General features: G+C 45.4%; 23 protein-coding genes and 9 pseudogenes. 18 read left to right on the forward strand and 14 right to left on the reverse strand.

Going from position 1 to position 20434, the window contains the following annotated elements; translation table 11 throughout:
- Positions 1-52 precede the first annotated feature (52 nt).
- Both JCM11216_RS16750 and JCM11216_RS16755 read left to right on the forward strand, forming a co-directional pair.
- Positions 53-592, forward strand: coding sequence for a carbon-nitrogen hydrolase family protein (locus JCM11216_RS16750; protein ID WP_243675424.1), 540 nt, complete (start codon positions 53-55; stop codon positions 590-592).
- A gap of 28 nt (positions 593-620) precedes the next feature.
- Entirely contained in the window at positions 621-866 is a 246-nt protein-coding gene (locus tag JCM11216_RS16755) for a hypothetical protein (RefSeq protein WP_243675305.1), read from the forward strand.
- 59 nt (positions 867-925) lie between these two features.
- Here JCM11216_RS16755 and JCM11216_RS05545 read toward each other — a convergent pair.
- Positions 926-2176, reverse strand: a pseudogene (locus JCM11216_RS05545) (NADP-dependent isocitrate dehydrogenase).
- Positions 2177-2315: 139 nt separating this feature from the next.
- Here JCM11216_RS05545 and dph5 point away from each other — a divergent pair.
- Positions 2316-3071, forward strand: coding sequence for a diphthine synthase (dph5, locus tag JCM11216_RS05550; protein WP_243675306.1), 756 nt, complete (start codon positions 2316-2318; stop codon positions 3069-3071).
- A 68-nt stretch (positions 3072-3139) separates the two neighbouring features.
- Here dph5 and JCM11216_RS05555 read toward each other — a convergent pair whose 3' ends face one another.
- The gene (locus JCM11216_RS05555; RefSeq protein WP_243675308.1) at positions 3140-3334 is read right to left on the reverse strand and encodes a DUF504 domain-containing protein; all 195 of its coding nucleotides are present in this window, start codon (positions 3332-3334) and stop codon (positions 3140-3142) included.
- 212 nt (positions 3335-3546) lie between these two features.
- Here JCM11216_RS05555 and JCM11216_RS05560 point away from each other — a divergent pair.
- Positions 3547-4477, forward strand: a pseudogene (locus JCM11216_RS05560) (D-glycerate dehydrogenase).
- Positions 4478-4548: 71 nt separating this feature from the next.
- Complete coding sequence (locus tag JCM11216_RS05565) at positions 4549-5127, forward strand: CoA pyrophosphatase (protein WP_243675310.1); 579 nt, start codon at positions 4549-4551, stop codon at positions 5125-5127.
- 8 nt (positions 5128-5135) lie between these two features.
- On the opposite strand, the gene JCM11216_RS16760 is transcribed toward JCM11216_RS05565, so the two are convergent.
- Both JCM11216_RS16760 and JCM11216_RS16765 read right to left on the reverse strand, forming a co-directional pair.
- A complete protein-coding gene (locus JCM11216_RS16760) occupies positions 5136-5402 on the reverse strand; it encodes a hypothetical protein (protein WP_243675312.1) in 267 nt (88 codons plus the stop codon).
- Positions 5403-5460: 58 nt separating this feature from the next.
- A complete protein-coding gene (locus JCM11216_RS16765) occupies positions 5461-5889 on the reverse strand; it encodes a cyclase family protein (protein WP_243675314.1) in 429 nt (142 codons plus the stop codon).
- A gap of 170 nt (positions 5890-6059) precedes the next feature.
- Between JCM11216_RS16765 and JCM11216_RS05575 the strand changes: the two are divergent.
- Positions 6060-7120, forward strand: a pseudogene (locus tag JCM11216_RS05575) (glucose 1-dehydrogenase).
- Here the strand turns inward: JCM11216_RS05575 and JCM11216_RS05580 are convergent.
- Positions 7115-7569: pseudogene (locus JCM11216_RS05580) on the reverse strand (nucleoside-diphosphate kinase). The pseudogenes JCM11216_RS05575 and JCM11216_RS05580 overlap by 6 nt on opposite strands.
- Positions 7570-7761: 192 nt before the next feature.
- Here JCM11216_RS05580 and hemL point away from each other — a divergent pair.
- A pseudogene (hemL, locus tag JCM11216_RS05585) lies at positions 7762-9057 on the forward strand (glutamate-1-semialdehyde 2,1-aminomutase).
- On the opposite strand, the gene JCM11216_RS16770 reads toward hemL, so the two are convergent.
- From JCM11216_RS16770 to JCM11216_RS16780, 3 genes are read right to left on the reverse strand one after another with little or no spacing between them, the layout of a single operon-like run.
- Entirely contained in the window at positions 9054-9602 is a 549-nt protein-coding gene (locus JCM11216_RS16770) for a hypothetical protein (protein WP_243675315.1), read from the reverse strand. The pseudogene hemL and the gene JCM11216_RS16770 overlap by 4 nt on opposite strands.
- Complete coding sequence (locus JCM11216_RS16775) at positions 9602-9907, reverse strand: hypothetical protein (protein ID WP_243675317.1); 306 nt, start codon at positions 9905-9907, stop codon at positions 9602-9604. Before JCM11216_RS16775 ends, JCM11216_RS16770 begins: the two co-directional genes overlap by 1 nt.
- Positions 9883-10239 carry a hypothetical protein gene (locus JCM11216_RS16780; RefSeq protein WP_243675318.1) on the reverse strand — a complete coding sequence of 119 codons (357 nt, stop codon included), beginning with the start codon at positions 10237-10239 and terminating at the stop codon, positions 9883-9885. The genes JCM11216_RS16775 and JCM11216_RS16780 overlap by 25 nt, the downstream gene beginning before the upstream one ends.
- A gap of 129 nt (positions 10240-10368) precedes the next feature.
- Here JCM11216_RS16780 and JCM11216_RS16785 point away from each other — a divergent pair, with 129 nt between their 5' ends.
- The 11 genes and pseudogenes from JCM11216_RS16785 to JCM11216_RS05625 all read left to right on the forward strand — a co-directional run bounded on the left by JCM11216_RS16785 (position 10369) and on the right by JCM11216_RS05625 (position 15121).
- A complete protein-coding gene (locus JCM11216_RS16785; RefSeq protein WP_243675320.1) occupies positions 10369-10716 on the forward strand; it encodes a hypothetical protein in 348 nt (115 codons plus the stop codon).
- 261 nt (positions 10717-10977) lie between these two features.
- Positions 10978-11257 (forward strand): annotated as a pseudogene (locus tag JCM11216_RS16790) (peptidase dimerization domain-containing protein); the annotation flags it as partial.
- Positions 11258-11287: 30 nt separating this feature from the next.
- Entirely contained in the window at positions 11288-11617 is a 330-nt protein-coding gene (locus JCM11216_RS16795) for a M20/M25/M40 family metallo-hydrolase (protein WP_243675426.1), read from the forward strand.
- Between the two features lie 37 nt (positions 11618-11654).
- On the forward strand, positions 11655-12452 hold the full coding sequence (locus JCM11216_RS05600) for a THUMP domain-containing protein (RefSeq protein ID WP_243675321.1): 798 nt from the start codon (positions 11655-11657) through the stop codon (positions 12450-12452).
- A complete protein-coding gene (locus tag JCM11216_RS16800) occupies positions 12449-12637 on the forward strand; it encodes a hypothetical protein (RefSeq protein ID WP_243675322.1) in 189 nt (62 codons plus the stop codon). Before JCM11216_RS05600 ends, JCM11216_RS16800 begins: the two co-directional genes overlap by 4 nt.
- The gene (locus JCM11216_RS16805; protein WP_243675324.1) at positions 12618-12911 is read left to right on the forward strand and encodes a hypothetical protein; all 294 of its coding nucleotides are present in this window, start codon (positions 12618-12620) and stop codon (positions 12909-12911) included. The genes JCM11216_RS16800 and JCM11216_RS16805 overlap by 20 nt, the downstream gene beginning before the upstream one ends.
- 8 nt (positions 12912-12919) lie before the next feature.
- A complete protein-coding gene (locus tag JCM11216_RS16810) occupies positions 12920-13153 on the forward strand; it encodes a hypothetical protein (RefSeq protein ID WP_243675326.1) in 234 nt (77 codons plus the stop codon).
- A 37-nt stretch (positions 13154-13190) separates the two neighbouring features.
- Positions 13191-13768 (forward strand): annotated as a pseudogene (locus JCM11216_RS05610) (50S ribosomal protein L15e).
- A gap of 17 nt (positions 13769-13785) precedes the next feature.
- A complete protein-coding gene (locus JCM11216_RS05615) occupies positions 13786-14193 on the forward strand; it encodes an RNA-binding domain-containing protein (RefSeq protein ID WP_054853569.1) in 408 nt (135 codons plus the stop codon).
- A 9-nt stretch (positions 14194-14202) separates the two neighbouring features.
- Positions 14203-14700 carry an RNase P subunit p30 family protein gene (locus tag JCM11216_RS05620; RefSeq protein ID WP_243675328.1) on the forward strand — a complete coding sequence of 166 codons (498 nt, stop codon included), beginning with the start codon at positions 14203-14205 and terminating at the stop codon, positions 14698-14700.
- A 94-nt stretch (positions 14701-14794) separates the two neighbouring features.
- The gene (locus JCM11216_RS05625) at positions 14795-15121 is read left to right on the forward strand and encodes a hypothetical protein (RefSeq protein ID WP_054853570.1); all 327 of its coding nucleotides are present in this window, start codon (positions 14795-14797) and stop codon (positions 15119-15121) included.
- Positions 15122-15217: 96 nt separating this feature from the next.
- Here the strand turns inward: JCM11216_RS05625 and JCM11216_RS05630 are convergent, their stop codons facing one another.
- From JCM11216_RS05630 to JCM11216_RS05650, 6 genes and pseudogenes are all read right to left on the reverse strand, one after another.
- Positions 15218-15712: a flavin reductase family protein gene (locus tag JCM11216_RS05630; protein WP_054853629.1), complete on the reverse strand. Its 495-nt coding sequence runs from the start codon at positions 15710-15712 to the stop codon at positions 15218-15220.
- A gap of 47 nt (positions 15713-15759) precedes the next feature.
- A pseudogene (locus tag JCM11216_RS05635) lies at positions 15760-16778 on the reverse strand (ABC transporter ATP-binding protein).
- Positions 16779-16853: 75 nt separating this feature from the next.
- Positions 16854-17833: pseudogene (locus JCM11216_RS05640) on the reverse strand (ABC transporter ATP-binding protein).
- Between the two features lie 5 nt (positions 17834-17838).
- Entirely contained in the window at positions 17839-18483 is a 645-nt protein-coding gene (locus JCM11216_RS16815) for an ABC transporter permease (RefSeq protein ID WP_243675329.1), read from the reverse strand.
- A 64-nt stretch (positions 18484-18547) separates the two neighbouring features.
- Positions 18548-19264 (reverse strand): hypothetical protein, encoded by a 717-nt coding sequence (locus JCM11216_RS16820; RefSeq protein ID WP_243675331.1) that lies wholly within the window; start codon positions 19262-19264, stop codon positions 18548-18550.
- Positions 19265-19268: 4 nt separating this feature from the next.
- Positions 19269-20387: an ABC transporter permease gene (locus tag JCM11216_RS05650; protein WP_054853571.1), complete on the reverse strand. Its 1119-nt coding sequence runs from the start codon at positions 20385-20387 to the stop codon at positions 19269-19271.
- Between the last annotated feature and the right edge of the window lie 47 nt (positions 20388-20434).

Consider the following 20434-nt stretch of genomic DNA (forward strand, 5'->3'; position numbering starts at 1 on the left):
TTGGCGATGTGGAATTCAACCTAAACAGGCTGATTAAGGCGATGGAAACGCTCTGCGTAGCGATGGAGCCGACCTAGTAGTAACCCCCCCCGAGCTTTACCTACCAGGCTATATGTCTAAGGACTTATTCTTTCAAATTGCTGAGCCAATAAGTGGTAGGACTATTACGAGGCTCGTAATGGAAGCCAGGAGGAGGAATTGCCACGTTATAGTTGGATTTGCAGAGAGGAATGAGGATACTCACGTACTCTATAACACGGCGGTCGCGTGGGGCCTGATGGGGGTATTAGCCGTTTATAGGAAGAGGCACTTACCATCGTATGGTGTGTTTGATGAGTATAGGTACTTCGGTATTGGTAAGGGCGATATACCGGTAATTAACATTAACGGTCATAAGGTAGGCATTGCAATATGCTATGATGCATTCTATCCAGAGGTTTCGAGGACTATGATGCTGAAGGGCGCCGAGGTGCACGTATACATAAGTGCTGCGCCGGACATGTCGAGGCTTCACTTCGAGACATTCATGGTGGCGAGGGCCCTTGAAAACGTGGCATACACCGTTTATGTAAACACCGTGGGGGCAATATGACGGGCTTGGGTTCTTCGGGGGCAGTCACGTGGTTAACCCACTGGGTAACGTGCTCATTAAGGCTAGGTATTATGAGGAGGATGTTAAGACCGTGGAGATCGACCCAAGCGACATTATTAATTATAGGAGCCATAGGCCAATACTTAAGGACCTTGACCCAAGTGATGTTGACCTTGTGGTTAAGGCACTTAATGAGTATGTAAATCCGAAGCCGCCGATCATTAAACCTAGGGAGAAGGAAACGCAGCAATTGGCGATTGCAGATAATCAGTAATTTTAAAGTTAGAATTAATGATGAATTGGGTTTTTAATTAAATCACGGCATTGAGTTTATCATTTCAATTGATCAATTATCTCTATCAATGCATCACCAAACTCCTTAGTACCCAGTGGCTGAACGCCCATAAACCTAGCCAGGTCCTGCGTGACCTTCTTCTGGTTAATGGCCTCTGTTATCGCCCTATCAATTAAGTCCGCAGCCTCCCTCCAACCCATGAACCTAAGCATTAACTCACCACCCCCCTGATTATACCCGTTGGGTTAGCCACGTTCTTACCGGCGTACTTAGGCGCTGTGCCGTGTACGGCCTCGAACATGCCGCCAGTATCGCCGACGTTCGCGCCGCCAAGCACTCCAATATCGCCTATGAGCTCCGGCGGCATCGCTTATGTAGTCGCCGTTTAGGTTTGGTGCAAGTATTACGTCATAGTTCTCGGGCCTCGTGATTATCTGCTGGAACATGTTATCGGCTATCCTATCATTAACGAGTAACTTGCCCGACGGTACCTTACCACCATAGAGCTTATTCACCTCCTCCTCAGTAACTATGTAGTCCCTGAACTCCTTAAGTGCGACCTCGTAAGCCCACTCCCTGAAGGCGCCCTCCGTGTACTTCATTATGTTGCCCTTGTGCATTATTGTTACGGACCTCCTCTTATTCTCAATGGCAAACCTAAGTGCGAACCTTGTTATCCTCTGGGTCTTATACTTACTAATTGGTTTTATGCCTATCCCAGTGTCATCCTCAAGCTCTATTTTCAACTCATCCTTAAGGAACTTCCTCAACTTAGCGGCCTCCGGACTATCCCAACTCCACTCAATGCCTCTGTATAGGTCATCGGTGTTCTCCCTAATGATTACCATATCAACCCTCTCAGGGTGCTTGAGTGGTGATTCGAGGCCAGGCATGTACTTAACAGGCCTGACATTGGCATATGCATCCAGGATCATCCTAATGGCAACATTTATTGACCTCCAACCACCACCAATCGGGGGGGTCTCCAGTGGCCCCTTAAGGACAACCCTATACTTCGTGATTAGGTTTATGGTTTCCTCAGGGAACCTATTGCCATATATCTTCTCAGCCTCCTCGCCTGCATAGACCTTAACCCACTTGATCTCCCTTGAGCTTCCATAGGCCTTCTCAACAGCCTTATTGATCACCTTAATGGCAACATTGGTGATCTCAGGCCCTATTCCATCACCCTCGATGTAGAGTATTATTGGTTTCTTAGGTACGTTCCAAATACCACCCTGAACAACGATTGGTTCTCCATCCTCTGGTATCTTAACTCTAGATGCCATCTATTTTTACATAACTACTACGCTTTTAAATTTTTCAATAATCGAAGAAATAATGAGGGGGGGGTAAGAAAATGCCGACGCTGTACATCGTAGGTCTTGGTCTAAGCCTGGTAATATTACGACCGAGGCCTTAGGTATTATGCGGACTGCCGATTCAGTATTCCTAGAGGTCTATACGTCAAAGGGACCTGCCGAGTTTATTAATTACCTAAGGGGAATTAGGAGTGATTTTGTTCTTGTTTCAAGGGAAGACTTGGAAGATAGAAATGGCGAGGTATTAATGAGGGAATTGGAGAAGGGACGTGATGCAGCCCTCTTAGTTATTGGTGATCCCATGATAGCTACAACACATGCGGCCATTGCTGTTATTGCCAAAAAACGAGGCTTCAAGGTTAAGGTTATTAATTCCGTGAGTATAGTTTGCGCATTAATTAGTCAACTCGGTCTATCGCCATATAAACTAGGTCCCTTGGCAACCATAACGTATCCAAGAATGGGAGTGTTGAGTATGAGGGCTTATGAGGTACTTAATGAGAATCTCAGTCGTGGGCTTCACACAATATTACTACTTGATATTAAGGATGGTGGTGGCTTCATGAATGTTCAAGAAGCCGTGGAACTCCTTAAGAAGATGGAAAATATTGGTAAGTTGGGTATTGTGAGCAATGATTTGATGGTGATCTATGCCGCCAGGGTTGGTTGGGATAACCAAGGTATTAAGATATCAACGGTAAATGACGTACCCGATATGGGTGACACGCCGCATACAATAGTTATTCCTGGCCTACTTAACCCAGTGGAGCAGGATTACCTCGTTAATATTCTAGGTGCCAATGAGGAATTGGTACGTAGACATACGGCATTTATCAGCAGATTCATTAATAAGTCTCCCTAGTCACGGTCTAGTGCGGCACATTTCTTCGGAATATCACTGTACCATTCTTATGCCTAATCTCCACAACCCTATGGTAGTATGTACGTCTCCCTACCACTATTATTGATGTATGTAAACCCATCTCTGCTTATTGAAATGATCCTTGATAGGTCTACAACCTCTTCATTATTTGGTGAACCCCCCCTTGATACAAAAATAACGACATAATTATCGATTTGATTAGTCCACTTGAGTTTATTCAGGATTTCCCTGATGGTTACCATCTAATTCTCGGAAGGATTAGTCGCAGACATTATTTAATACTGACTATAATTATGACACCGTGAAACCGAAAATATTAATTAATAAGCTGCATTACCGCATCGCAATGGTTGGGCCCTGTATTTTCATAAGTCGGAGTAACTTACCCTCCATAATATACTCAGAGCTCAATAAATTGCCTGTGGAGATCAGGATGTGGAAGGAGACAGGGCCCATGTGGAGTAGACAAGCATCACCGCCGAGGGAAGTTTGGGTTGATGTGTTTAAAAACTGTGTGGGCGCCATCGTGACCCTGGGAGATCCCATTGATAGATCACTCATTAATGAGGCTGATAAACTATTCATAATTAGTACATATAGTGTCGGCGTTGATCACATTGACGTAAAGGCAGCCACCGAGAAGGGGGGGATTTATGTAACGCATACGCCTGAGGTCCTTGTTGAGGCCGTGGCTGACCTAGCCATGGGCCTATTAATAGCCCTCGCCCGTAAAATAGTTCTAGGTGATAGACTCATTAGGGTAGGCGGTATATATGATAGGTGGGGGGGTTGGTTGCTTGGTAGTGAGGTCTATGGCGCTACCTTGGGTATAATAGGACTGGGTAATATAGGCACTGCACTGGCCAGGAGGGCAAAGGCGTTTAATATGAAGGTGATTTATTGGTCGAGGACCAGGAAACCTCAGATAGAGTTTGCCCTGGGCATTGAGTATAGGCCGTTGGAGTCCGTACTTACTGAGTCCGATTTTGTCGTAATAACGGTGGCCGCAACCCCCCGAGACTAGGCACCTAATTAATGAGGAGCGGTTAAGGCTTATGAAGAAGACCGCTTACTTAATAAACGTGGCTAGGGGGGGCGATATCGTAGATACCAACGCACTTGTGAAGGCACTTAGGGAGGGCTGGATAGCAGGTGCTGCGCTGGACGTGTTTGAGGAGGAACCGTTACCCAATACTCACGAGTTAACAAGGTTTGATAATGTCGTGTTAACCCCACACATAGGTTCTGCGACCTACGAGACTAGGGAGAGGATGGCAGAGGTCGCGGTTAGGAACCTAATAAACATATTGATGGGCAAGAGACCACTTTATCTGGCTAACCCCCCCGAGGTTCTCTCGATTAGGCCACTTCAAGCCTTAATATGATCTATGGTGAATAGTGTTTATTAGTTGGGTATAAGTAATTGGAGGTATAATATTATATGAGGTCATATAATGTGACAAAATTAAGGAGGGTCGTAAAGAGTAACACGCCAACACCGGATAATGAGCATTTGTGGGCTGCGGTTGCGGTTATTTACAACCCGTGCCTAGACGCATTCCTTATTGGTAAGAGGACCGAGAATCCTAACGATCCCTGGAGCGGCGACGCGGCATTCCCCGGCGGCAGGTTTAATCCAACTAAGGATAAGGACTTGGTTGAAACAGCGATTAGGGAGACCAGAGAGGAGGTGGGACTTGACCTTACTAATGATGCTATAATACTTGGTGTTTTGGACCCGTTTTCGCCAAGTAACGCACCCAATATTAATGTTGTCCCTGTTATCTTCTTACTAAGGGACTGCAATCCTAAATTAACGATAAATAAGGCAGAGCTATCAAAGGTTTTTTGGCTGGGTATTGGTGATGTTACGAAGCATGTTAAGTTAAATGTTAATATAAAGGGTCTTTCAAGACCTGCAATAGTAGTGGGTGATGTAACAATATGGGGGGGTATGACATATAGGATACTACGTAAGTTATTAAGAGAGGCCTTCGGCATAGACCTACCAAAGGACCCAAGAGATCCTGACTAAGTTATCGTCTATCTAGGCTCGCATAGCATTGCTAGTCGTAATGGCGAACCCTCTGCGCCCCCCCTAATCTTGAGTGGCATGAATATAAATAGGCCCTCGCCATTCCTGCAGGTGCTTAATGCGATATCTAGGTTAGTGACGCCCTCGATTACGTACACGCCATTTGACAATAGTTTATAATGAACATAGGCAACATCATCTTTAGGAACTCTGGGTGGGTATGGGTAGCCCTCCTTACCCGGCCAACCGGCTATGCTGAGTGCTTCAGTACCCACAGCCCTAATTCCCTTAGTGACTAGGTAATCCGCCCCTGACCTGTCCAGGTACGGCCAATTATAGAGGAATTCTTCCGTACCCCCAAGTCCTTGAGAAACCTGTGTATAGCATCACTGCATAGTCACGTTGTATCTTATCATCAAACCTCTTTAAATCATCCTCAGTAATGGCCTCACCATGCCTTTTATAACTCAGGTCGAGTATTACGCCATACGTCATGAAGTCAGTTAATGATAACGACTCTGCCGTTAAGCCATTTGGTACAAAGTGTCGTGGTAAATCTATGTGCGTGCCACTATGTAATCCAGCGGATATCTTAGATAGTGTAGATTCACCATAGTTCTTTCCGACCTTCACATACTCATGCGTAAAAGGTGGGTCACCAGGGTAAGTGGGCATTCCATTATAAAGTTCATGTGTTAGGTCTATTACTACGATTCTCTTGGTCATTAGTTGATTAGTTAACTCCTTTAATATCTGTGACATACCATGTTTATTATATGTTTGCATTTAATACGCCTTTCCTTTAATGGGTAAATAACATATATAGTTGTTAAACCCCCCCTTAAAACACTTAAACATGATCTAATGAATATTAATGAATTGAAAACGCTACACATATCTGGTTTATTAGGGGGTTATCTTCATGATCCCTGATGAAGGCTATTACGGTAATCCCATTGGTGAAGGACTCATTAGCATTAAGGGATATGCCAAAGCCATCACCTAAGCGTGGCCAGGTTTTACTAAGTCCAATTGAGGTTGGTGTTTGCGGCACTGATAAGGACATTATTGAGGGTAAATACGGCGCACCACCACCCGGTGAGGAGTACCTCATTCTTGGTCATGAGGCGGTTGCCGAGGTTGTGGAGCTTGGTGATGGCGTGGATAATGTGGGTGTCGGCGACATAGTCGTACCAACAGTGAGGAGACCCACGACATGCACCCTACCAATAAACGAACTGGACTACTGCCCAAGGGGTACGTATGCGGAGCATGGCATATGGTACCTACATGGCTTCGCTGCCGAATTCGCAGTAACCGACTCCCAATACCTGGTTAGGGTTCCTAAGGAGGTGGTGGACGTCGCCGTACTCACGGAGCCCCCCCTGAGCATTGTTGAGAAGGGTGTTGATTTGGCATTAAGGCTTGGTAAGGCTAGGTTTGAGTCCTGGAATCCAAGGAGGGTTCTAATAATGGGTGCGGGGGCCCATCGGCATGCTGGCATTAATGGTCATGAGACTTAGGGGCTTCACTGATGTAACCGTAACAGCCACGAGACCTTACGATAGCCTTAAGGCGAAACTCGTTAGGGAGATAGGTGCGACCTATGTCAATACAAATGTTGACCAGGTAAGTGAGGACTTCGACATAGTGATTGAGGCCACGGGATCAACGAGCGCCGCATATGAGGCGCTAAGGCATTTGGGGGCTGACGGTGTGGCGGTGTTACTGGGGGATATACCTGGATAGTAGGAATGTTAACATTGGGCCGTTACTTGATGACTGGAGGAGGAATAAGCTGATAATTGGTGCAACGAACGCCAGTATAAGGGCCTTTGAGATGGGTGTCTCAGACCTGGTTAAGGCTAGGTTTGAGTTCGGTGGTTGGATTAGGAAATTAATAACGAAGGAAGTAACTCTTGATGAGTATGAATATGCGTATAATTGGGGCCACGAGGATATAAAGTCTGTAATTCAAATAAGAAGTTTATGAGTAGCTTACGAATTCATTCTCACGGAAGAAGAACCTTATCTCCCTCTCAGCCTCCTTAGGGCTGTCGCTGGCATGTACCAGGTTAAATAATGCCCTCTTCTCTATATTCGCCAAGTCTGGGCTATCCACTGAGTAGTCTCCCCCCTAATCGTGCCTGGTGGTGATGAATACGGTGTAGTCGATCCTATTATCTTCCTAACAACCTCAACAGCCCTATTGCCCTCGAGAACCATTACCACTATTGGGCCCATTGACAAGTAATCGGCCAGCCAACCCCCCCTAATTATCTTCCCAATCTCCACTGGATCATCAGTGCCCAGGTCAACCTTCGGGTCCTTCCCAACCTCAGAATAAGACTTCAAGGTCTTACTACCAACTGATCTTAGCCAATTCTCATCGCTTGGGTAGAACCTGGCAGCCTCCTCCTTACTAAGTCTGATCATTTTCATGGCGATAATCCTCAGGCCGGCCCTCTCGAACCTACTTATGATCTCTCCAATCAACCCCCCCTTTTAACCGCGTCAGGCTTAATTATTACCAGGGTCCTCTCAATCATGTTGTGGATTGACGGCGCTCACGCCCTTTAAAGTTTTATGATTATGAAGATAAAGCTTAATGATATAGCCACTTTTAAGGCCTTGATGAGTGAGTCCAGTAGGTTGTATGAGGAGGCACAGATGGTACTAGTTGGTGGTGTTAATAGCCCGGTCAGGGCGGCAATTAGGCCATACCCGTTCTTCGTGAGAGAGGGTAAGGGTCCATACCTATTCACGGTGGATGGCCAGCGATTAATAGATTACGTACTTGGTTATGGGCCATTAATCCTCGGCCATGCGCCTGAGCCTGTCGTTAAACGAATTGTGGATTATGTAAGTAGGGGGGGTTGGCTTTATGGAGCACCAACGGAAATTGAGGTTGCCCTGGCTAAGAAGATAGTGAGTCACTTCGCAAGTATTAGGAAGGTTAGGTTCGTTAATAGTGGTGGTGAGGCTGTGGCCACCGCAATTAGGCTCGCCCGTGGCTACACTAAGCGTAGGAAGATATTGAAGTTTGAGGGTTGCTACCACGGCGCTGTTGACTATGTATTGGTCAAGGCAGGCAGCGCGGCGGCGCACTTCGGCGCGCCATCATCTGCCGGCGTCCCTGATGATGTGGCTAAGTTAACGCTTGTGGCTAGGTACAACGACCTTGATAGTGTGGAGAGGATTATGAGGAGTGAGGGTAATGACGTTGCGGCGATAATAGTTGAACCCGTAATGGCTAATTACGGAGTGATACCGCCTAGGGATGGCTTTCTGAAGGGGGGGCTTAGGGAGATTGCGGACAAGTACGGAGCCTTACTCATCCTTGACGAAGTGGTCACTGGCTATAGGCTTGGCCTTGGTGGTGCCCAGAGGTATTACGGCGTCAGTGCAGACATAACCACGCTGGGGAAGATAATTGGTGGCGGATTTCCAGTGGGCGCTGTGGGTGCCCGTGGTGAGATAATGGACTTACTGTCACCGAGGGGGGGTCCCGTCTTTAACGCCGGCACATTTAACGGCCACCCAATATCTATGATTGCTGGATTAGCCACTATAGAGGTTCTCGAGACCACAAACGCGTATGACATAGCCATAAGCGCATCACGTAAACTGGCGGAGGGGGCTTGACGACATACTTAGCAGGTTGGGTATTGACCACGTCATTAATTGGGCACCAACAATGCTCCAGGTGTTCTTCACTAGGGGGGGCGAGGTTATTGACCACGAAACAGCCAGTAAATCGGACGCTAAGCTATACTTAAGGCTCCATGAGGAGTTACTAAGGCGCGGAGTCTTCATAGCCCCCCCAGTCAATTTGAGGCGGTGTTCACAAGCTCAAGCCATACAAGCGACGTTATAGAGGAGACACTTAGGCAGGTTGAGGACTCCGCCAAGGCCCTAAGGCAGATCTAATTCTCGTTATTTCCCAGGATCTCCATCAAATAAGTCTTTAACTTCCTTACAGCGTCCTCATTACCTGCCTCCGCAAGTCTCCTCATGTTCTCCAGGTAGTTATGCATGATCTTCTTAATTAACGACCTACTCATGGCATCAATAACGGCCTCCACATCCTCACCACTTCTTAACGCATTCACGGCCTCCCTAACCTCCTCCTTCCTGATCTCCTCAATAAACCTCATAACATCCTTAATGGCCTCATCAGCATCACTACGCATGATAAGCCTCATTATTCTCTCAGCCTCGTAATCAATTTCCGACAACTCACCCATTACCTTGCTCTTACCATTAACGTAATTCAGGTACGGCTCTCTCAAATCCTCAAGTTTAATAACCTTCACATGCCCATTGCCCTGGACATTGACGACACTCGGCGTTGAAACATCAATTATTAACTTTGGTAATGAATCACCTATGGGATCATCGAGGTTAATTAATGGTGACTGAACCGATATTGCGGCGATTAGGGCATTGTATTTACCGCTTGTCAATTCACTCATTAATGAATCAAGCCTAATAGCCTTATTGAGTTACCAAATTCATACCTAAGCTTATCCGTTGTCCTATTTATTACCGTTATATTCCTATAACCATTCCGTAGAAGCTCCCTAACCACGCCCCCCCTCGCAACCTCACCACCGCCAACAATAAGTACATTGCTATTCCTATCAATACTTCCCATTATATAATCAGATAGGAACTTAACGAAGGATATTTCGTTAAGATCATGCCTACGCCTAAAGCCCTCTCCAAACCTAATTGCTGACTCAAACAATATTCTCAGTCTCGGTGATGGCTTACCCATGGCATAAGCCTCTTGACCTGGGACAAGACCTCCCTCTCTCCCAGAAACATTGAGTCCAGGCCCGCCGTAACAAGTAATAGGTGCTTAATCGCGTCTATATCATAAAGTAACCTAGGCTTAATCCCAGCTTTCTTATAAATTAACTCAATCAGTTCTTTCTCATCTTCATTACCATCCAGGTAAAACTCAATCCTATTGCAAGTCTCCAATGCAATGATTGAATCATACGATTTATACAGCCTTGTTAATTCCTCATTTGTGAAATAAGCCTTAGCTAATGTGTTTATGTCATAATCCCGGTACGTCATAACCAATGACTTAATCCTGCCCATTCAATAATCATTAAGTATCGATTACAGACGCATTTTAAGCATTGTTCCAGGTAGTAATGTAAAATAACTACGCTATGGGTTAAACCGGACATAAAATTAAATAATAATATAGTAATAGACGTATTACCTATGAGACCAAACATGGATATAAATGATATAATTAAGTACGTAGATGGGCAAAGAGAATTCGTAATTGATTTATACAGGGGCTTCATACCAATAAAGGCCCTGGCCCCCGAGAATGGTGGTGACGGGGGGGAGTGGGATAGGGCTAATTACCTATTGGATGTGGTTAGGAGGTACTTCGATGAGGTTAGAGTGATAGAAGCCCCAGATAACAGGGTTAGTAGGGGGGGTTCAAGGCCGAACATAGTAGCCTTGATAAAAGGGCTTGATAAATCAAGGACCTACTGGGTCATTGCTCACATGGATACTGTACCCGAGGGTGATAGGTCATTGTGGAGTTATGAGCTTTAATGTCACGGTAATTGGCGACACCATCTATGGTAGGGGTGTTGAGGATAATGGGCAGGGAATCGTCATGGGGGGGATTACGTTGGTAAGGTGCTGAGGGAGCTCGGCATAACTCCACCGGTTAATTACGGCGTAATACTGGCCAGTGATGAGGAGGTCGGTAGTAAGTACGGTATTCAATACGTAATCAATAAAGAACCAAACCTAATAAGTGATAGGGACCTCGTGTTAGTCCCCCCCGACGCAGGTAATGCAGATGGTACAATGATAGAGGTCGCCGAGAAGGGGATACTCTGGGTTAAGGTTACTGTTTATGGGAAGCAGGCACACGCATCACTACCTGAACTAGGCCTTAATGCCTACAGACTTGGTAGTGAGTTAACCCTTGAGATAGATAGAAAGTTACATGAGATGTTTAATTATGAGGACCCGTTGTTCATACCCCCCCAGGTCAACCTTCGAACCAACGAAGGTAGAGCTAAATGTTGGTAATGTGAATACAATACCTGGTAAGCACGTATTCTACATAGACTGTAGAATACTACCTAAGTACAGCATTGATGAGGTCCTCAGGGTGATTAAGGATACGGCGAATAATTACTGCAATGCTCACGGTTGTAGGGTTGATGTTGAGATTGTTAGTAGGGAGGACCCCGTACAACCAACAAGTGCGGATAGTGAAATCGTTAGGAGATTGGCTAAGGCAATAAGGATTGTGAAAGGCTTAGAACCTAAGTTGCTCGGTATCGGTGGTGGAACATATGCGCGTTACCTGAGAGCTAGGGGCATACCCGTGGCTGTCTGGATGACGTCCAAGGAAACGGCCCATGCACCTGATGAGCACGTATTCCTCAGTGACATCGTTAGCGATATAAAGACGGTAGTTGCATCATTACTTACGTAGCCATAATGACTTATGCCTTTTAAATACATAAGTTCTCATGCAATCATTAGGTAAAATGAGGGTTTTAGTAACGTTTGAGCCATATGCAAGGAGTATAAGCCCGTATGACTTGCTATCCAGGATTAACTGCGGCCAAGTCGTTGAGTGGGGCCGTAACAAATGCGTAATTGACCTAAGCAATTGCGGTTCAAATGCCCTGGCGGTTCTTAGGGATATTAATTATGTGGCGCATGTATCAATTGTTGACCAAGTAATCAACAGGGACTTGAACACGTTACTTACGGTAGCCAGAGAGGTACTCTCAAGCCTCATTAGTAATAGGGATGGTACTTTTAAGGTCATTGTTAAGAGGATGGATAAGAAGTACCCAATGACTAGTGTTGAACTTGCGAAGAAGCTTGGTGAGTACCTATCTCAATTCGCCAGGGCTGACCTGGAGGATCCCGATTACGTAATATACGTTGAGGTTAGGGAGGACTCCTTCATTGTGGCTCACTCGACGAGGGACTTATTCCGTAAGAGGAGGGAGGCAATACCAATGGACTGGGTGGATAGAGTGATTGGTATTGTTGAGGGTCCCAAGGAGGTTTATGAGGCCATGGACCTGATACAGCTTAGTCATGCCCTTGGGATTGAGGTCAGGTTGATAACTAGCCCATTGCTTGTTGATAGGGCGTTGAGGGCTTTGAGGCTTAATTCCCTGCCTAGGGTTAGGGTTGTGGGTGTTGAGGAGGCGTTGAATGACGTTGACATACCCATTGTGTTGTCGATGCATGCCAACAACAATGAGAGGAAGTTGATTGAGGTGAGTAGGGAGGCGTTTAGTAGGGGTTGAGGATTGGCTTGATACTTGGTAATGAGTATGATGATGTTAGCCTAGCCCTGAGGAGCAGGGCTATGTATGAGGTTAGGCTTGGCCCTATGATTGGTCATCCTATGAGGACCACCATAGCGTTGGCCTATGCCATTAGTGTTATATACACAACGTGGCTAATGAGTAGTGATGCTTCCAGAGGTTAGTATTGGTCGTGGAAGGTTTAAGGCGCTACCCAATAAGTATGCATTACTATTTATGATTTGGTATTCGAAGGGCTCATCAATGGGCCTCTACAGGTTATTGCTCATAACTTACCTGGCGTCCCATGTCGTTAGGTACGTGTTCGAGAATCCACCCATCATTAGTAAGTCTGTTCTGAAGGACCTAGGTGAATTAATTAATGGAGGTTTAATTGAGTTAATGACTTTAATGGTAGGTCGATTATTAGGGTCACGGATAGGGGGGGTAGAAGGCTAATCGGTGAGTTGTATGGTTTAGGGAATGAGTATGTACTGGTTGGTGACTACTTAGTAGTTAGGTTGAGGGATTTATTCAATGAGTTGGCTAGACTCGTTAATGCGTACCAGGACATGGATACTGCCGTGCTCCTCTCAATAGCGCTTAAGGAAGCATCACTCAGGGAGGGTGGTGTCGAGGGTAATGTATTGAGGGACTTGGCCTTCGAGTTGAGGAGACCGTGCGAGAACGCGCTTGGCTAGCATAATGTTTTTAATACCCACCCGCAACCTGGTCTTGATGGCGAAGGGACTTTACCACTATTTAGCCGAGACGTGGGCTGGGGGGGCTAAGGACGGCTGGATTTGGGATGTGGTAATGAAGCAGAGGTTGATAGAGTGGCGTAGGGAACCATCATCGTTAGGGTTGAGAAGCCCACGAGGATTAACAAGGCTAGGCAGTATGGTTATAAGGCTAAGCAGGGGGGGATAATAGTCGTTAGGGTCAGGCTCAGGAGGGGCCCATTTAACAGGAGAAGACCTAATAGTGGGAGGAGACCGAAGAGGATGGGTGTCTATGGAATAACAACCAGCAAGAGCCTTCAATTAATCGCTGAGGAAAGGGCTGCCAAGAAGCACCCGAATATGGAGGTTCTTGGTTCGTACTGGGTTGGTGAGGATGGAACATACGTGTGGTTCGAGGTAATACTCGTGGACCCAAGCCACCCAGCCATCAGGAGTGATCCAGACTTTGCCTGGCTTGTTGGTAAGGAGGATAGGGAGGAGCGTAGGAGGAGAAGGTTGAGGGAGAGGCAGAGGAGGTTGATTGAGAGATTAAGGAAGAGAGCTGAGCAGTCTCAGAAATCTCAATCCCAGTAATAATGGTCCTCACTTCTATGGTGATTACCCAACTAGACCTTGAGGTTAATATACACGCTACCGAGGATTTGGACAGAATCATTAATTACCTAGTTAGGTTATTAACGGATAAGGCGCCGATAGTGGTTGAGGTGCTTTATGGACATTATGGCAATCCAATATATAGGGTTAAATCATCCATTAGGGATAAGGACTTGGCTATGAGTGTTACTAGGTCCATATGTTCATCATTGGTGGATAGGGATCATCTATTAAGGACTATTGGGAATAGAATTGATAGTTCCGGGAATATCTTCCTTAGGTTTGATAAGCAGGAGTTTGTGGGAGGTCGTATTATACTTAGTGATGCGGATGATGTTATTAGGGTTAGGCTTAGGATTACAGGCGTTGATGTTGTACAGTTTATTAATGAGGTTTGTAAGTGAGAACCTATAATGTTCGTGGAACTGCACCTTAGCTCTACGGATAGGAAGCTGATTAGGCTTCTCAAGGCACTTGGTTATGGCATAGCGGCGCTGGTGGTTGGTGGTAATGACGTTGAGGAAATACCCACCTTTAGGAAGCTCGTAATTACGCAGAGGAGTGCCTGGAAGATAAGGATGTTTAAGGACTTCGACCTGGTGTCGGTGATCCCGTGGAGTAGGTTCGTACTTAATAAGTTAATAAATGACGACAGGATTGACGTAATAACGATTAATGAGGTTAATAGGAAGGTCTTGCCATCTAAGGACCAGGCCAGGGTTATGGCTAGGGAGGGTAAGGCATTGGAGATTGTTATAAATCCAATAGTGAGTATTGGCGAGAGTGGGCTTGCGTTTCTGAGGGATTTTATTAATGAGTATTCAACAATCGATGGCCTTAGGATAATAGTATCGCAGGGCATAGGCAAGGTATCTGATGTTAGAAACCCCCCAGGGACGTTGTGGAATTAGTGGAGGTATTAACCAATATCAATGCTAGGCCGCTAGTTAGTGAAAACCCGTATGAAGTGATTGCCGATGCTTTGTATAGAAGAGGTGTTTGTTTATGAGGTATGTGGTGATTGATGTTTATCCGAGAGAGTACATTGAGAGGATAATCCCCCCCGAGTTAAATAGCTGGTTTAGATCCTTTGCGGGTAGGGACGCCATCGGCGTTGAACTAAAGATTGTTGCGAAGTATGGTGGTAAGGGTAGGTTAATTATTCAGGTACCTAATAACTTACTTAAGTATTTGAGATCGGCAATTATCATGGCAGGTAGGGAAAGCGATGTGGCCGTCATTACGGTTAAGGTGACGGGTACGATGAGGAAGGCCCTGGCAATAGCATCCTCAATGCCCTATTTATTCAATGAGTTTCTTGAGCATGTTTGATCAGCTCGTCGTGAGGTCCTCACGGCTCAGTTTTGATACCCATCATCACCAGCGATATGTGTAATTCCCAGACTTAAATTGCTTTAATAACATTCACTACAACGGTGTTGCCTGCCTAATGCTGTAATAACCCCCCCTATTATAGTATATCAATGGCGATTTATTACTCATTACCTGGGCATCAACAACCTCCCCAATAAATATCGTGTGGTCACCACCTGGATACTTAGCAACCACTTTACAATCAAGATATGCAATTGCACCCTCAATTATTGGTGAACCAGTCCTTGCAGTCCTAATTCTCAATCCCTTAAACCTCTCCTCCCTCGGCGCTGTGGCGAATCTGACGGCTAAGTCCCTCATATCATCAGGTAGTATGTTAACGGCATATACATTTGACTTGTCAATGGCCTCATGACTAGCTAACCTCTTATCAATTGCTATAAGCACTAATGGTGGATCAAGCGATAATGACGTGAAGGAGTTAACTGTTAATCCGTAATACTCATTATTATACACAGTGGTCACTATCGTGACGCCGGTCGGGTAATTCCTCATTATTACCTTAAGCAATTCTCCTGATATGGACATTACGGCATTAAGTATATTGATATTAAAATGCTTTGTGCCTCTAGTCATTACCTTTTGACGTAGAGCCAGCACTTAACGAATACGCCAGGCCTCGCCTCAACAACTGGTGGCTCCTGCTTCTTGCAAATATCCATTGCAAATGGGCATCTTGGGTGGAACCTACAACCAGGTGGTGGATTAGCTAGGTTAGGTGGTTCGCCGGGAGCTACCTTCCTCTCCCTCAGCCTATTGCTTGGGTCTGGGTCCGGTATTGCCTCAATAAGTGATTGAGCATAGGATGAAGCGGGTTCTTAACCACATCCCTGAATGGGCCATACTCAGCGAATTGACCTGCATACATTATCAGTATGTAGTCACTGAAGTACTTCGCGGTTGATATGTCGTGGGTTATGTACATGAACGCCATCTTGTGCCTCTGCTGGATATCCTTAAGTATTGTCAGTATCTCAACCCTTATTGAGGCATCGAGCATTGATACGGGCTCATCAGCAACTATGAAGTCCGGATTCGTTATTATGGCCCTAGCAATCGCAATCCTCTGTCTCTGTCCACCACTGAGCATGTGTGGGTACTTATTGATGAAGTCCTCGGGTGGCGTTAACTTAACCTCCTCGAGAGCCTTGTATATTCTTTCTTCCCTCTCCTCCCTGGATACTCCCTGGACCATGAGTGGCTCCTCGAGTATGAAGTGAATACTGTGGAATGGATTGAGGCTTGAGTATGGGTCTTGAAACACCATGCTAACCCTCCTTCTGAATCCTATCTTCTTCAACTCCTCCTCCTTCATGTGCGTTATATCCTTACCATCAAAGTAAATCTCGCCAGATATGGGTTCGAGGAGCCTAATGAGTGTCCTGCCCAGCGTAGTCTTTCCACTACCCGACTCACCAACGATAGCCAGTGTGATGCCCCCCCTATCAATGCTTAGGCTAATATCATCCACGGCCTTAACATACCTTGGCTTTGCGAATAGGCCAGGCTTTATTGTATAGTACGTCCTCAATCTATGGGCAACGACAAGACTATCCTTCCTAACCCACGGCGCATCTTCAAATACCTCAGGCATATAGTGATTATGCCCTTTCAGGAATTGTTTAAAAATCTAACCTATATTTGCATTTATAATTTATTTGCATATAAATTATTTATATAACCAACAGGCCACGAGATGCTTCCTACTAGCCTTACCCTTGATTTCCACTATTGGCGGCTCCTTGGCATCGCAAAGACCCTTTAGGTAATCCCTATCCCTATAGAATGGGCATCTTGGGTGGAACCTACAACCAGGTGGTGGATTAACCAGGCTTGGTACCTCACCGGGTATGAATGATAGTGTTTTGTCGATCCTTAACGTGGGTACGCTAGATATTAAGCCCTGGGTATATGGGTGGCTTGGGTTTCCGTAAATATCCTCAGCGCCACCTATTTCCACCATTTTCCCCGCATACATTATGGCGACAGAGTCCGCGAGCTCGCTTGCCAGTGCTAGATCATGAGTTATGAACATGTACGACAGTTTGTACTCCCACTTAAGCTTCTTGAGTAGGTTCATTATGTTTGCCTGCGTTATCACGTCAAGGGCTGATGTTGGTTCATCGAGAATAACCACCTTGGGATGGGCCATTATGGCCATGGCTATTATAACCCTCTGCTTCATGCCGCCACTGAGTTGGTGTGGGTACCTATATACAATGTCCCTGGGTAGCCAACGGATTCTAAGGCATCCATGGCCATCTTCAAAGCCTCATCCTTATTGGTTCCCTGCAATAGCAATGGTTCAATCATCTGATCGCCAATCCTTATCACAGGGTTTAGGGCGTTCATTGATGCTTGAGGCACCATGGCGATCTTCTTCCACCTAATCTCCCTCCTAAACTCCTCCTCAGATATGTGGAGGACCTCCTTACCATCAAGGTAAACCTCACCATCAACAAGCGACACATTCCTCTCCCAAACCCTAACAAGCAACTTAGCTAGTGTTGACTTACCACTGCCAGACTCACCCACGACGGCTAAGGTCTCCCCCTCGTTTAACTCGAAGGATACATCATCAATGGCTTTAACAATGCCCTTAGTAGTTGCGTAATAAAGCCTTGCATTTTTAACCTCAAGCAATGCCATGCTCATCACCCATACCTAAGCCTTGGATTGACCACGGGTTCCGAGGCCATTGCAGTTAATATAAATACTACTGCCACGAAGGCAACGAGCAGCCCTGGTGGTATAACCCACCACCAGTAACCAGATGTTAATGCACCGAATATATCGGCGTAGTACAGGAGCATGCCCCACGTTGGGTACTCAGAGCCTGCCAGGCCAAGGAAGTTTATGGACGCCAGAGTCAGTATTGCACCGGGCACGTTAGTAACGAGTAAGTATAGTATGTACGGAATTATCTGGGGTAATATGTGGTTCCTCAATATCCACATCCTGCTCGCTCCTGCAATCACTGCTGATTCTATGTATTGAGCACTCCTTATCTGCATGATCATTGCCCTAATAATCCTAGCCGATGCGCCCCCCCAGGACACGATTGCTAAGAACACCACAGCATCCCAAATACTCCAGCCAAATAGGACCGAGAAAACGATTAGCAATGGGAAGGCTGGCAATAATATCACGAAGTCCGTAAGCCTCATTAATGCCTCATCAACAAACCCACCGTAGAATCCAGCCACAATACCAATTATTACCGCTATAACCACTATTATCAATGCAGAGAGGAGGCCAATGGCGAGGTCTATTGGGAAGCCCGCCAAAAGCCCGAGCATAGGTCATGGCCCTCATTATCGGTGCCCATCAAACCATATACCTGCCCCCCCTGAAATACAATCTTTAGGTCATTCCTATTAATAACAGTAGAATCTGCGAAAAAACATAAAATACCAGGACGAATTGATACGGTCCCTTCAATGGTACTAATTTACCGTCATCAACCGTGTAAAATAAGTATGGGGTTGCAGATGACCCAGTAGGCACTATACTACTCATGTGATACTCATCATTATAGAATAAGTTAACCTGACTTACGACCTCTGAGGTAATCCCAAGAGCGGTTACCCTACTATTAATGGGTAATGGACCGAGCATGATTTTACTTCCATCGGGTCTATAAACTGTTATTGACAACACCGGAGGTTGGGACATACTATATATGGCTGGGTTGTTAACTACGATGAATATTTCATTCCATGGTTTATCATACTCATAATTAACGCTAAATGTCACTGTAATATAAGTAATACCGTTTTGCCGTTGCACATTGAATGCGTAATTATTTACATAGATCTGCTGCGAATACACAGGACCTATTATTGAATCAATCCAAGCAGGTGGTGCATATTGCGGATTCAGTTCCCAATATTTCGGATTATTCCAAACACTTGCGAAGTTTGGTGGTAAGACTATGAGTGCATATATTGATACAACAACTAGGATTATGAATAATGCAGCAGCCACCTTACCTACGCTTGATGAGAAGAACTCCTTAACAATTTCACTGGGCGTCATTCCAAGGATCCTAAACTCACGCTGCTTCTTGGCCACATCCATCACCTCACTCCCTGAGCCTTGGGTCGAGTATTATATATACTATTTCCATTATAAATATTATCACAATATAAAGCAATGTTGATGCATACGTTAATGCAACAACCACGGGTAAATCAGGCGTTGGCGATTCAACAATAGCTATATTATACACATAACCAAGACCCCCCCACCATTGAAACACCATCTCCGTGACCAGGAAACCACCGAATATTATGAATGGTATTGTTATGAAGATACTCGTTAATATAGATGGAGCGGCTGGCCTTAGTATGTACCTATTCACAACATGGCTCTCGGGTAACCCCCCCTTAATTTTTGCGAAGGTCACGAAATCCTCCTGGGAAATGTTAAGTACGACAGTCCTTGCGAAGTATGCCCAACTACCAATGTTAATTATTAGTACTGTTATTAAGGGTAGTGTAAGGTGCCATAGCAGGTCAAGGACCGCCTGTGGTATTGTGAATACCTTGGCTGGGTCTGTTAGCCATAGCTCATAGTACTTAGGGCTTACTATACCACCTGTTGGGAAGTAGATTGGTGAGTGGATCTGTGCTAGATAGAATGAGAATACTATTAGCATGACAATGCCAAGCCACCACTGAGGTATACCATTAGCTAATGCCGCATAATACATAACGGCTTTATCTGACTTAGAACCGTACTTAAGGGCTGACCTGAGCCCTATTTCAATCCCTATAAAGGCACTTAGCAATATCCCTAATGTGTCGAGAAGTATAGTACCTGGTAATGCTGATAATATTATATCAACAACCTTTCCACCACCAACATTGCCGTACTCACTTGGGAAGTATGAATAACCCCCCCAGTTAAAGACAACCATGTTATACATTATGTAGAGGGTCCTAATCGCAGGCGGTTCATTAAGACCATAGGCATTCTCTAATTCAGTCATTATCTGAGTTTGCAATTGCTGTATCTGCGTTGAGTTATAGTGACCGTGCATCATTAAAGTCCTAATTATTGACTTCGTCTCCATTAATATCTCATCCTTAAGTATTTGTGACGCAGGACCCGCCAGGGCAAAAGATATTACAAAAAGTACTATAAATAACAAAATAACTAATGTCGCTGCTCTAATGGCCAGCGTCCTCGCAAGACCCATCGAGCCTAGAAAAACTTTTGGCGTTATTTAAGTCTTACTAACATTAT

This window comes from Vulcanisaeta distributa JCM 11216 (assembly GCF_001315985.1).
Lineage (GTDB): Archaea > Thermoproteota > Thermoprotei > Thermoproteales > Thermocladiaceae > Vulcanisaeta > Vulcanisaeta distributa_E.

Excerpts from the sequence above, each read along its gene's own strand:
- dph5 (WP_243675306.1), top strand. The coding sequence starts at position 2,316 with ATGCGGACTGCCGATTCAGTATTCCTAGAGGTCTATACGTCAAAGGGA.
- JCM11216_RS05555 (WP_243675308.1), bottom strand. The coding sequence starts at position 3,334 with ATGGTAACCATCAGGGAAATCCTGAATAAACTCAAGTGGACTAATCAA.
- JCM11216_RS16765 (WP_243675314.1), bottom strand. The coding sequence starts at position 5,889 with ATGTCACAGATATTAAAGGAGTTAACTAATCAACTAATGACCAAGAGA.
- JCM11216_RS16770 (WP_243675315.1), bottom strand. The coding sequence starts at position 9,602 with ATGAGTGAATTGACAAGCGGTAAATACAATGCCCTAATCGCCGCAATA.
- JCM11216_RS16775 (WP_243675317.1), bottom strand. The coding sequence starts at position 9,907 with ATGGGTAAGCCATCACCGAGACTGAGAATATTGTTTGAGTCAGCAATT.
- JCM11216_RS16780 (WP_243675318.1), bottom strand. The coding sequence starts at position 10,239 with ATGGGCAGGATTAAGTCATTGGTTATGACGTACCGGGATTATGACATA.
- JCM11216_RS16785 (WP_243675320.1), top strand. The coding sequence starts at position 10,369 with ATGAGACCAAACATGGATATAAATGATATAATTAAGTACGTAGATGGG.
- JCM11216_RS05600 (WP_243675321.1), top strand. The coding sequence starts at position 11,655 with ATGCAATCATTAGGTAAAATGAGGGTTTTAGTAACGTTTGAGCCATAT.
- JCM11216_RS05615 (WP_054853569.1), top strand. The coding sequence starts at position 13,786 with ATGGTGATTACCCAACTAGACCTTGAGGTTAATATACACGCTACCGAG.
- JCM11216_RS05620 (WP_243675328.1), top strand. The coding sequence starts at position 14,203 with ATGTTCGTGGAACTGCACCTTAGCTCTACGGATAGGAAGCTGATTAGG.
- JCM11216_RS05625 (WP_054853570.1), top strand. The coding sequence starts at position 14,795 with ATGAGGTATGTGGTGATTGATGTTTATCCGAGAGAGTACATTGAGAGG.
- JCM11216_RS05630 (WP_054853629.1), bottom strand. The coding sequence starts at position 15,712 with ATGTCCATATCAGGAGAATTGCTTAAGGTAATAATGAGGAATTACCCG.
- JCM11216_RS16815 (WP_243675329.1), bottom strand. The coding sequence starts at position 18,483 with ATGCTCGGGCTTTTGGCGGGCTTCCCAATAGACCTCGCCATTGGCCTC.
- JCM11216_RS16820 (WP_243675331.1), bottom strand. The coding sequence starts at position 19,264 with ATGGATGTGGCCAAGAAGCAGCGTGAGTTTAGGATCCTTGGAATGACG.
- JCM11216_RS05650 (WP_054853571.1), bottom strand. The coding sequence starts at position 20,387 with ATGGGTCTTGCGAGGACGCTGGCCATTAGAGCAGCGACATTAGTTATT.